Raw genomic sequence first — 12379 nt, forward strand, 5'->3', positions numbered from 1 at the left:
GTTTATCTTCATCTCACTTGCCTCCTTAGTATATCAGCCGTTCAAAAAATTGGAAATCTAATTTCACACAAAAAAAGGGACTTAAGATGGATATTCATCTTAAGTCCCTGATTCTTTCAGAGTAAATTATTGATCCATTAAGTCCAATTTTCATCATCATAAAGTGTCTTGCCTTTACTTGTCCAGTTCTTCCGTCACATCATCCCATAGCACTGCCGCCACCTTTTCCAACAAATCCCCCGGCACAAGGTTCAGTAGGTATCCTTTTGGAACTCTCCCACATCACCGAAGAAACAAAAGAATAGCCTGATTATTTTATTAAGAAAATAAGGATAAGCCGCTAAAAAAGCCCGCGCAGCTCGCGGGCTTTGCTGTATATTTAGTCAAAATCATGCCTAGATTTGTTACTCCACCTTGAACTGTTTTAATTCGTCTTGAAGCTTATTGGACAATTGGTTTAATTGTTTGGATAGTTCAGCAACCTGTTCGAAGCTTTCCAATTGTTCCTGCGTGCTGGCGCTGACCTCTTCGGTTGAAGCTGAGTTTTCCTCCGTGGTGGAAGAAATGATCTCCAGCGCCTGCAAAATCTCATCTTTGTGCTTGTGGACTTTGGAGGTGTTGGTGCTGATCTGGATCATTCGCAATTTCAAATCTTCCAAATCCTTATTAATGCTAAAGAATACTTGCTTCGTGTCCTCCACCGATCTGGCATTTTCTTCTGCAATTTTCAGACCGTGAACCGTATGCTCAACCGATACGCTGGTTTTTTCTTCAATCACACGTACCTTCTTGTAGATTTCCTGTGTCGCCAGTGCAGTCTGCTCAGCCAGCTTGCGAACCTCTCCGGCAACCACAGCAAACCCTTTGCCCTGTTCTCCTGCACGTGCAGCTTCAATGGAAGCATTAAGCGCCAGCAGGTTGGTCTGCGTTGCAATTTGGTTGACCGTATCCACGATGCTTGAAATCTCATGACGGCTCAGATCAATATCCTGAATAATAGACGACATCGCTTGTGTGGAATTGTGATTTTCTTCCGCCCATCTGGATAACTGATCTACTACAGCAAGCCCCTGTCCGCTTTGCTCAGCAGAGATCTGCACCATCGTTTCGATGGCTTTGGCATCATTGGCAATTTCGTCAATTTGGCCGGATAATGCTCCGGTTTTTTGTAAAATGTTCTCCGTTTCGATGGATTGGTAGTTCGTTGCATTGGCAATCTCATTAATTGCTGTCGCCGTATCGTTCATCGTGATCGCGGTTCTGGAAGAAATGGATTGCAGATCGTGAGAAGACTGATTCAAGACTTGGGCTGAGCCACCCACCATTTGGAGCATGCCTTGAATTTTTTGAACCATATTGTAAACTCCTTGATGAATTTGCCCGATTTCGTTGTTGGAATGCGTATCAAACTGAACGGTCATATCTCCATTTTCAATCAGCTTGATTTTTGCAAGCAATTTCGGGATTGCTCTTAACTGATAGCGGAGCGTTATATAACAAATCACAACGAGCAGGATGGTGGCTGCCGAAAAACCGCCAATCGTAATCCAGGTAAAGGTTCTTAATTCTGAGAGCGCCTCTTGTTGCGAAATGGTTAAGCCTACAGACCACCCCGTATCTTTACTGGTTCCATACCCGATATAACGAGGTTCCCCATTATCATTAATCAACTGTACTCCAGACTCACCGGCAATCATTTTCTTGCCGATCTCGCCAAGATCATCTGTGGTTTCGTTAATCTTTTCTTTCAGCACTTTATTTTGATCAGGGTGATACAAAATATCACCTGTTTTGGATGCAAGAATCGAATAGCCTGTGCTTCCAAGCGAATAGCTTTGCATAATGGCAGGGATGTCTTTTAAGGCAATATCAACAACTGCAAATCCGATTAATTGGTTACTGCTATCCTTGATTGGATAGAAAATGCCCATGATCACATTACCCGAATTGACGTCCTTATAGGGTTCAGAGTAGTATAAACCGTCTGCTTCAACAGCTGGCTTGAAGTATGGGCGTGTATGAATATCGAAGTCCGACTTGGAAACAGCACCATCATTCTGAAGAAAGAAGCCTTTGCCAGATATTCCTGCAATCCAGGCATCGGCAAAAGATGGCTCTGCCTTTACAATCGCTGCTAAGGTCGCTTCGGTTTCCGCAGCATGTGGAGAAGTTTTCACCATCTCAACCGATTCAGTAGTCTCTATATATTTCTTAAAAAGATTGTTCGTTGACATTTGTTGGACAAGCGAGCCCTTTTCCTTAAATAACGCATCAAATTGACTGACGACCGCTTGCGTCTTGGCCTGAAGCATGGCCTCTTGCTGCTTGACAAGCATGCTTTGCGTGCTTGAATACATGAACGTCCCCAAGGTTGCAAAAACGAGAACGATAATGACTAACAAGACCATGGCCAATGTGTTGGCCATGCTCAATGATCTGAATAGGCGATTCTTAATACTTTGTGACATGGTGTCATCTCCCCAAGAATAGTGAGCGAAAAGCTCTTAAATAATATGTCGGAAGTTTACAGTTGTATTAATATACTTTTGAATGAATTTTAATGAATTTTTAATAAACGCAATTTAAGTTTTGCTATCTTAGTCTTAAGCTATGGCTCCAAAGAAAAGCTTGGCTTAACAACTTTAGTCGCCAGCTAACCCCTTATAGACCCCCTCAAGATTTGTTCTGCAACCTAACAAAAGCAGCACAAAGAGCCTCCGTTCAGACGCAGGCTCTTTTCCAAAAACTATGAACACGCAGGGTTATGCGGACTTAGAGCGTTCCAGCGATCAGTAAGCGTAATCCTTTATTCTCTGTCGTTAACCCAACTGCATCGTTGTGATACACGTATCGTTTTTCTCGTATGTAGAGAATTCAGTTTCAGCCGTTTTACCTTCACGATTCACGCTAATGCGGTATGTTTTATCCCTCGGTAGCCATAGATCAATAAAACCATTGGATTGTGATTTCATGGCGGCATTCTCCATGATGACATTCCCTTCGGAGTCGTGAACGGTCACATTGAACGCACCGTTTTTTATTTCGCCCTGGCAGCCCGTTAGACTATGAGTTGCACAAGGGTGGGTCTGTTCCACATATGGCGCAATCGAAACAAAAAACTCGTTGTCAGGCAAATCATAATTCACGGTCTGAGTATCGTCCCCTGTGACAATCAACTGACTGGAATTAATGGAAGCGGACTGGGCTGTTGCCTTGCCTGCACTGATATCATGCACCAATTGCTTGATATTTGTCTTCCCCGGGTTGTCCGTCCCTTCTCTCTGAATATTCCCTGCAATTAGGTACGTCCCCAATGCGGCAACAACCAACCCTGAAGCGACCAAGATTCCTTTTTTCATCTGGAGTTCATCTCCTCGTCTGTTTTGTATTATTATAAGGGAGAATGCACCATAATGGGCAAAATGGGGTGCTGAAGTCACCGGATATTCACATATCTGTGTTGTGTGCTCAGACATATTTATAATGGGATACACTCGTTTTTTAACGGTCCCGGTTCACGACATAATGTATTAAGTGCTTCAGAAAAGCAATATTGCGTGGGATCTCTTTCAATGCTTCCATCGCGAGGCAATAGTGTTCCCACATCTCTTTACTGGCACCTTCTAGACCAAGGATGGACACGAAATTCGAATTGTTGTTATCCGAATCTTGGCCAACAGGTTTTCCGAGTAAGAGCATATCTCCTTCCACATCAAGCAAATCATCTTTAATCTGAAAAGCAATCCCCATATGATAGGCAAATTTCTTCAAAGCAGCAATTTCCGACTCCTTGACCTGTGCAAGCATGGCTGGCATAACCAGACAAGCCTCAAACGCCACTCCTGTTTTGTAAAAGCACACCATATTCAGCTGCTCCAAGGTCAGTGCCTTTCCTTTGGAATCCAGATCCATCGCCTGCCCCATACACATATCTTCTGCTTTCTGGGCCGAGTATTGTATCAAAGAAAGCACCGTTTCAGCATTGAACTGGTCAAGGGACGATTGTTCCCCAATCGCCTTCTGGATCAGATACAGACCAGTTAGTTCCGCAGTGGCGCTATTGTGCACCTGATGCAAGGTCTGACGCCCTCTACGGGTAGACGCATTATCCTGGGAAGGAAGATCATCAAAGATCAGGGAGGCGGTATGCATATACTCTAGTGATCTCAGAAGTGGCACGATTGCCGATGCATCTAGTCCATATTCGTTCACGCCCATGACCCAAGTCAATATAGGCCGTATCCGCTTCCCGTCCCCTTCAAGACTGTAATTTGCAGCCTCAATAAGCTGTTCTTTCATGGCCGGAATCCCTTGAGGCTTGGTAATTTTCAATTGGTTGTTAATCTGCTCACGGACCATTTTGACCGTATTGAAAAAGTCTTCCTTTTCCCTCGCATCGTTTTTCAGATGGGTAATCATTTGGTCCCGAAGCAGCTTATCTAAGAAATCTACATCATCCGCTTTTTGTACCATCTTCTGAATGAGATTATTAAATTCTGGATTTCCGGATGCAAAGATCTCCATCATTTCATTATACTTTTCTATACCTACACGTTCTTTATAACGTTTGAGTCCATTCATTGCACGATCCAGTATCACCTCACGAGCCATGGCATCGGAGTCATATACGTTATGGATCAAATAGGAAATAACCGCCCAGTATAATTCAAAGGGATTGATCAAATCCGGTCTCTGATGATGATATTTTAAATAGTAGGTATAAGGTGTTACCGCACCGTCTCTCATATCGTCAACCATATCCGCAAAATCATCAGCAAGCTGGTTATAGATACCATAAAAGAATGTTCGTTGCTCAAAGCCCTCATCCGCAGAAGCACTAATCACGGAACGGACAATCAAGCGGGACGAAGAGGACTTCAAAATAACGGGTATATAAAGCTCTTCATTGGTATAAGTAGCTCGCGTTAGATCCTTAACACGGTCAATATCTTGAGAATGAAAAAAGACATAGGCCTGCTCGAAAAATGTTTGCTGTGTGTCCGGTCGCTGATGTTCCTTAATATACTCAAATGCATCCGAGAGCTCCGAATGTATGTATTGAATCAACTTCATATGATTTCCAGTCCAATTGCCCAACTCAGGCACAGATCCACTGAGAAGCGCGGCACGTATCATACGGGAATATTGTTCTTTCTCTTGAACGTTCAGAACCTGGGAATCGAGAAGATCATCGATGAAAGGATAGGTTAGACCATAGGAGTACCCAAGCCTGATGGCTTCATCAAGTCTGCGAGCACGTTCCATAGGCGACACTGTATCGTCCATTTCTTCCATCACATGCAGAATAACCCCGACAATGATCTTAATCAGTTTGCGCTGGGCTTGCTCGGCATCCATCTCCTTGGGAATATGGGAGGATACGGACCTAAGTTTGTTGATCACCCAAATTATCGCGGTCTCTATACCTTCCCTCTGGGCCCACCGATACACCCCGGCCAAATTCATAAATTCCGGTTGGTCTCCCCCGTTTGCACGGGTGGATTGGATCAAGTGTTTTTTTACGTCTGCAATCACACGCTGAATCCGGGTATGTGTGTCAGGAGAATCCAGAGCTTTGCCTAGGTCCCTCATATAAATATAGGAGACACTTCGGTCCAGATAATCATCCAATTTGCCTGTATAATTTAGCCATTGAATGTATCTATTATAGTCCCGAGTATCAGGTTTTCTTTTTCTCCGCGAAAAAAAGGATAACCATGAGGAATGTTGAAGATGATTTTCTTTCCACTTTTGAATGTCTTCTGTTAGGGTAGTCACATAAGATTTGTCTATGACCTGATCATACAGTAATGCAAAATACTGAATCGCCTTCCGCTCAGCCAGCTGATATCCTGTATTGGCTTGTAATTTTTCATTCATATGATGCATTACCTCTACTTCTCATTTTGTTAAACATGGTTGCATTTCTCCCTGAGGGAACGAATTCGGATCATGTTTTTATCTTTATACGGAAAATAATCTGTGAGGTTACGAAATTTAATGGGGTCGAGGCGATATAAGAAGTAATCCCAAGAGGTGAATCGTCATGAAATATAGTGAACAAAAAAAGCTGGGTTCTGCTTCATAAGAAAAGCAGACCAGCTTGATCTTTATAGATATCTCCTTAGAGTGTTTGGTCATTCTCAACCTTCTGCCATAAAGCCTCAGTCAGTTCATCTATCGTCTCCTTCATCGCCAGCTTCTCGCGCCAACGACTCGGGATACCACTTATTCCGTAATAAGCTCCTGCAATTTGCCCGTACACCGCCCCGGTCGTATCGGCATCATCCCCCAGATTCACTGCCAGCAGTGCGCCCTCTTCAAATGAAGTCGAATGGTGGAATGCCCACAACGCAGCCTCAAGGGAACGAATGACATAACCGGTTCCTTGTATTTCGGGCGGCCCTTTATGCCGGTAAGATCCCCGAATTATTTCTTCAATGGCTGCCGAATAAGCCGGCTCGTCCTGCCGCCACTTATAACAGACCTCCGCCGATAACATGGATTCTTTGTCCGCTCCTCGCAGACCTGCCACAAGGATTGAAGCAAGCACAGCACAAGCCTCCACACTTTCGACTGCTCCATGGGTGGTTCGCGAGCTCATCTCAGCGTACTTCACCGCCTCTTCCGGACGGTTCGCATAGGCCATAGCCACAGGTGCAAGCCTCATAATAGAGCCATTGCCGGCAGTCATGGGGTCAACGGACCCACTGTACGGATCTCCGGTAGCTTCGAAGCGATGCAGTGCTGCTCTCGTTGCACCACCGATATCAAAGCACGTTCCCGTACTACTCATATATCCCAAGTGGTACCAATTGGTGTATCGGCGCATTTGATCTGCCGGATCAAAGCCATCTTTACGTACCATACTCTCGGCCAAGCAGAGCGCCATCGACGTATCGTCTGTCCACTGGCCCGGCTTTAACCCAAATACACCGCCGCCCACGATATCCGTTACAGGTTCAAATGTACCTGGACTGCTGAATTCCACAGTGGTTCCCAAAGCATCGCCCACAGCCAGCCCAACCAGACATCCCAAAAAACGATCCTTGATAAGTGCCATTTTGGTTTACGCCCCTTTTCAAATGTAATAACTAACGCATATTTTCCCATCTCGCCAGGAAGGAAGCAAAAATGCGGTAACGCCTTTTATTCGTAGATCAAGGCTGTACAACGGCTATTCGGTTTTAATTCAATGAAAATCCCCGCCTCGTGACGGTAAACGAGTGCTGCCAGAGCGAAGTTCTAGTCTCCACAGTTCTGCTTGTGTGTTTAGTGCCAGCAGGGTTATGCTTTCCTGAGAGTCGCCCTGTAGTGGATGAATGGCTGTAAGGCGTCCGATAGACGGTGGTAAATCAGGTAAAGAAACGTGATGGAATGGCATCATTAAACCCCTTTTATTCTGGATAAATAATAATTTATACCCGCATTTGTGAAGCTGGATTTATCAACGAAAAATCTGATATCAAGCAATGCAGTCAATACTTTCATAAAAACTCCCGGTTTTTTCTTGCAAAACAACTTAAGATATGTAATTTCGCTAGGATCTCTTTTGAGAACAATATAGGAGTAATTCATCAAGATCAAGTTGGAGATGAACTGCTCTGTTGGAGATTGATGCTCATTGATACAGTCGATCAGCACCTCTAATACCCTATTTTTATTAGAGTTATAGGCTTGTATAAACATCGTTGCTTCTACAAACGGCTTGTTGAAATCATCGAATGGAAAATCATATACATCATGACTACCCAGCATGAAGTTAACCCATTGGCCTTGTAAAAATTTTATTTTTTCCAGCGCTGCTTGGGTATCCATATCCATCTTACTTTTGTGAATATGCTCATGCAAAATGTTAATAAGAATGTGCAGATCATAATGTTGTGCGTCTTCCATTCTGTACATAATCCTATTATTTTCAATCGTTAAACGATCATAAATGTCGTCACCTAAACCCAGTTCAAATAAAAGATGTTGAAGGAAAAATAGTCTGTCCTGAGCAAACGTGAATTCATTGCCTCTATCTGCTAGATGTGAAACTTGATATTGATAATAAAAACAAAATAAGTTTTTTCTCCTATAAGCAACATCTTTATGTATATCAAAAACATTAAAAATGAGCGAAAGCAATCGAATCAGGCGTTCAGCATCCAGTTCGCTTCGAATGACATGATCCATTTTTGTAAATTGCGACCTGTCAAACAGATCATGCCATCGCACTAGAGAAACATAATCCTGCTCGTTTATATTCAGGGTTAATATTCTTAAATTTTGCTCTTGATCGGGATAAGAATAAAATAGATATTCATGACTTAAATCAGAAATACGCTCATTAAAATAAGCTCTTAATTTGTAATCGTATATTTTAGAAAATGACATGCTTATCCTCCTTACAAGTAAGCCTGAGCATATTAAACTAAGCACAAAACATGTTCGAACTCCTATATTGTAAAATTAATCTGGTTAGACTGGCAAGGTGGCACAATTACAGAAACATATGTTCTCCATGTCTGTATTATGATATCTTTATGCTAGAAATGAAACGTTATTGTCGGAGGTCATAGCCTACAATTAGAAAGGAATGGAAATCCTTGAAACAACTAAGTGAAGCTTTGTCCCGTTTTGTACAACAACAAAACTTGTATAATGAAGCCTACGGGCTGTTCCAAAACCACGACATCCAGCCCCGGATGGAGAAAATTTCAGATTGCTGGGACAGCCAGATTCCTGTATCCCCCGAACTTGAGTATCTGTATAGCCATTATGAAATGATCGATGCTAAGGCAGCAGGTACACACAAATTGAAAAATGCGGCAGTTGAAATTGGGGATGCTGCTGTCCTCTTTTTTGCTGCACCAGAACATCTGTATCGCCAACAACTAGGCTATCGCTGGATTACATCTGGTGAGCTTGTCCAAGAATCTTCTTCGTGGCCGCCCCATCATGTCGTGATTGCCACTTTTAATGACGATCCAGTCATTGTCGATACTAGCGGACCCGATTCCCCTGTATATGCTGCATTCGAAGGCGGTGCGCCGCAGCAGGTGGCTGACTCTTTGGCTAACTTCTTTACTGCTCTTTCCATCCTGATTGAAGGTGCCTGTACCTTTAAGGGAGAAGTGAAAGATGAAGAAACATACGAAACCAAAGCAGCATATATCGAGCACGTAAAACCATTGCTGCATTCGCTGTTGAGCGAAAATCAAACTACGTTTTTATTGGAATACCTATCCCTTTGTTAGAAATCCTTTTTTTGAAGAGAGGTGGAGCTTATATGATCTATATCGCATTACTGCGGGGCATCAATGTCGGCGGCAATAACAAAATCGAGATGAAGAAGCTCAAGCAAACGTTTGAAAATGCAGGTATGGAGCATGTGACGACTTACATTAATTCTGGAAACATTATTTTTTCTAGTCAGACCCAGTCTAACCAGGAGCTTTCATTCATATTGGAACAGGCGATTCTGGAGGATTTTAGCTTACCCATTCGTGTCATCGTTCGTAATATGAAGGAGATTCAGAGCATTATGGAGGCACTGCCGAATGAATGGTCTAATGATACACAGATGAAAAGTGATGTATTGTTCCTGTGGGATGAAATTAACGATATTTCCGTTCTGGACAAACTTCCTTTGAAACCCGGAATAGGCCATGTAATATATACGACCGGCGCCGTTCTGTATTCTGTCAGCAAAGAACAAGTCACAAAAAGCGGGTTAACGAAATTAGTCGGCTCCAAGCTGTATCAGCAAATGACGGTGCGGAATGTGAACACAACACGACAGATTTACAAGCTGATGCAAATGGCTGAACAGGAAGAGTTACAGGATACGAGCTCCTGACTGTAGTCCAAAAGCAATCTTGGAAGAGTAAACTCAAAAAAGGGAGCCTTTTTACGGCTCCCCAACTGTTTTTCTTCGATGTAATGTTTTCCCTAGTCTTTGTGTATTGGCCTCGTTAAATTTTAAAACCTTCGACCAGTTCATTCAGTCGCGCAGCACTTTCCTTCACCTGATCAGACTGGTGTGCCACTTCAAGAGATTTCTCCGTCGATGAAACCATATTCTCTGCAATGTGCTGAGTGGATATAGCAGACTGTTCGCTGGCTGTTGCAATCTCATGGATTGCTCTCACCATGGTTTGGATCGTTTCATTCACCTGCTTAGAGGTGGCGTTCAAATCATTGACCGTGTTCGTATGCTCCACGGCATCATTGTAATATTGTCCTGCTGTATCCTCAAGCAGCTGATAATCCTTGCCTACCTGAGCTTGCAGGAAGTGCAATAATTCTTCGGCATTAGTAGTTAAATTCTCTACAGATTGCACAACTTCTTGAGTAACACTCTGAATTTGGTCTACCGCGTGTTTGGAGCCGTCTGCCAACTTGCGAATCTCGTTAGCCACAACCGCAAACCCTCGACCTGACTCACCCGCACGAGCTGCTTCAATGGATGCATTTAGAGCCAGCAAATTGGTTTGTGCCGTAATTTCTAAGATAGACTGAGAAAGTAAACGAATTTGGTCTACGCCCTTGGCTCGTTCTAGCGCTTCCTTCATCTTTTCATTGGCCTTCCGGTAAATTTCCTTGGCTGCTTTATTGGATTCACTAGCCGCATGCTTCAATGTTTCGGCTTTTACACTTGTATCATTGGCAGACTGAGCTCTTTCTTGAGTTTTGACCGAAATGTACTCTGCTGCCCGCTGCATTTCTTCCGCAGAATGGTTCATATTTTCGGTGTATGCCGAAGTCTCTTCCATAGCTGCTGACAGCTGTTCGACCGTGGCAGATACATCTCTAATCCGCTCATTGAGATCTGTCATATTATGATTCGTCTGGTCACTCAGTTGGTTAATTTGGCGTGACTCATTTCGTCTATGGATAATAGTTCACGCTGCAGATCACAGAACGTGATGATATATATATCTATATATCGGTAGAAAACGCTTAAATTTATAAGTAAAATAACGGTACTGCAAAAATAAGAATATTATAGTAGGCAACTTCATATTTGGATTTGCTATGTAACTCAAAATTTTAGATATTCATGGGCTTAAAGAATTTGTTAAACTAGAAGAGGAGTCCTTACACGAAGTGGGGCACATATAAACAACGACGCTGAATGATGGGAGAGAAAGTATTGTGACAAACATACAAAATAAAAAACAAGTATATATAATCCACGGATACACAGCTTCGCCAGCCGATCATTGGTTCCCTTGGTTACAAGACAAATTACAGGAAGATGGAGTATCGGTAGGTATACTGGAGATGCCCAACTCGCAATCCCCCAAACTTAATGAGTGGATCGAGCATCTATTACAAAATATTAAAGTTCTACATAAAGACACCTATTTTATTGGTCATAGCTTGGGATGTGTATCCATATTAAGATACCTACAGCAAGTAAGTATCCCAGAACCACTTGGTGGTCTCGTTTTCGTTTCCGGTTTTACTGATCCAGTGCCGAGTCTACCGTCATTAGATGAATTTACAAATGGCCATTTGGATTATCAGCAAATCATGGATTCGCTAAAAGCGCGTTCAGTTATCGCTTCAAAGGATGACACAATTGTGCCCTTTGCACTCAGCAAGAAACTAGCTGAAGACATCCAAGCCGATTTCCATGAAGTAGACCATGGAGGACACTTTTTACAAAGTGACGGTTTTACCACCTTACCGATGGTACATCAAGTGTTAATTGAAATGATGAATGCAAATAAGTAGCATGACAGGCTTAGTTTGAAAACTTACATAACCCGCAAAATGGAACCGGCGAAGGGTTCATTATTGCGGGTTCAATACATCAATATAATGCCCATTTTTCCGTACACAGCTCTATAAATGAATGGGCAACCTGTTCACATTCGTCATATCCCAAACTACCAGAATGAGCAAAAAGAACGGGATACTCATTGTTTCTTTTTTCCTCTCTCATATCAAACATATAGTGGTTTCCGCACCCATCCATCGCAAACGACACAGCACCCGGCATATATTCCGGTAACTCGTAGGCGAGGTTCATTTCTCTCAAATCTTCGGTATTGAAAAACTGAAAATAACGTTCTCCATTTTGAAACTCCCCGCCGTTAGAGTATCTCAAAAAATCCATATAGCTGTCAGGAAATTGCCCTTGGGGCAGATGCCAGCTCACAGGATCTAAAGGTTTATATTGATCATAGAATGGAGACGACTTTGGAAAAGGGTTCACTTGTCTTTGCTTGATTTCGTGAATCTCTTGTTCCGATAGCTTTATGTTCCATGTTTTTAAAAAATTCGCGATTTGTTCATCCGTTGCTTCCGGACTTTTTACAAATTGTTGTTCAAAGTGAATACTCCACATATCAACCAACCTCCATACCTCGATGCCTCTAAGAGT

At 42.8% G+C, this 12379-nt stretch carries 10 protein-coding genes and 1 pseudogene; 3 read left to right on the forward strand and 8 right to left on the reverse strand.

Features of this window, described 5'->3' with window-relative positions; translation table 11 throughout:
- Positions 1-404 precede the first annotated feature (404 nt).
- The 6 genes from AOU00_RS05000 to AOU00_RS05020 form a co-directional block, all read right to left on the reverse strand.
- Entirely contained in the window at positions 405-2468 is a 2064-nt protein-coding gene (locus AOU00_RS05000) for a methyl-accepting chemotaxis protein (RefSeq protein WP_069290076.1), read from the reverse strand.
- Between the two features lie 351 nt (positions 2469-2819).
- Positions 2820-3359: a CueP family metal-binding protein gene (locus AOU00_RS05005; RefSeq protein ID WP_061829658.1), complete on the reverse strand. Its 540-nt coding sequence runs from the start codon at positions 3357-3359 to the stop codon at positions 2820-2822.
- A 142-nt stretch (positions 3360-3501) separates the two neighbouring features.
- Entirely contained in the window at positions 3502-5889 is a 2388-nt protein-coding gene (locus AOU00_RS05010; RefSeq protein WP_069290077.1) for a polyprenyl synthetase family protein, read from the reverse strand.
- A 235-nt stretch (positions 5890-6124) separates the two neighbouring features.
- Positions 6125-7063 (reverse strand): ADP-ribosylglycohydrolase family protein, encoded by a 939-nt coding sequence (locus tag AOU00_RS05015; protein WP_069290078.1) that lies wholly within the window; start codon positions 7061-7063, stop codon positions 6125-6127.
- A 129-nt stretch (positions 7064-7192) separates the two neighbouring features.
- On the reverse strand, positions 7193-7384 hold the full coding sequence (locus tag AOU00_RS25650) for a hypothetical protein (RefSeq protein ID WP_081112441.1): 192 nt from the start codon (positions 7382-7384) through the stop codon (positions 7193-7195).
- Positions 7385-7386: 2 nt separating this feature from the next.
- A complete protein-coding gene (locus AOU00_RS05020; protein WP_061829656.1) occupies positions 7387-8379 on the reverse strand; it encodes a hypothetical protein in 993 nt (330 codons plus the stop codon).
- Positions 8380-8591: 212 nt separating this feature from the next.
- On the opposite strand from AOU00_RS05020, the gene AOU00_RS05025 reads away from it, so the two are divergent.
- Entirely contained in the window at positions 8592-9242 is a 651-nt protein-coding gene (locus AOU00_RS05025) for a hypothetical protein (protein WP_069290079.1), read from the forward strand.
- 32 nt (positions 9243-9274) lie between these two features.
- Positions 9275-9844 carry a DUF1697 domain-containing protein gene (locus AOU00_RS05030; RefSeq protein ID WP_061829654.1) on the forward strand — a complete coding sequence of 190 codons (570 nt, stop codon included), beginning with the start codon at positions 9275-9277 and terminating at the stop codon, positions 9842-9844.
- 115 nt (positions 9845-9959) lie between these two features.
- Here the strand turns inward: AOU00_RS05030 and AOU00_RS05035 are convergent.
- A pseudogene (locus AOU00_RS05035) lies at positions 9960-10871 on the reverse strand (methyl-accepting chemotaxis protein); the annotation flags it as partial.
- Positions 10872-11142: 271 nt separating this feature from the next.
- On the opposite strand from AOU00_RS05035, the gene AOU00_RS05040 reads away from it, so the two are divergent.
- Entirely contained in the window at positions 11143-11727 is a 585-nt protein-coding gene (locus AOU00_RS05040) for an RBBP9/YdeN family alpha/beta hydrolase (protein WP_061829653.1), read from the forward strand.
- A gap of 79 nt (positions 11728-11806) precedes the next feature.
- On the opposite strand, the gene AOU00_RS05045 is transcribed toward AOU00_RS05040, so the two are convergent.
- Positions 11807-12343 carry an SMI1/KNR4 family protein gene (locus AOU00_RS05045; protein ID WP_061829652.1) on the reverse strand — a complete coding sequence of 179 codons (537 nt, stop codon included), beginning with the start codon at positions 12341-12343 and terminating at the stop codon, positions 11807-11809.
- Positions 12344-12379: the final 36 nt, after the last annotated feature.

This window comes from Paenibacillus polymyxa, from assembly GCF_001719045.1.
GTDB classification, from domain to species: Bacteria; Bacillota; Bacilli; order Paenibacillales; family Paenibacillaceae; genus Paenibacillus; species Paenibacillus polymyxa_B.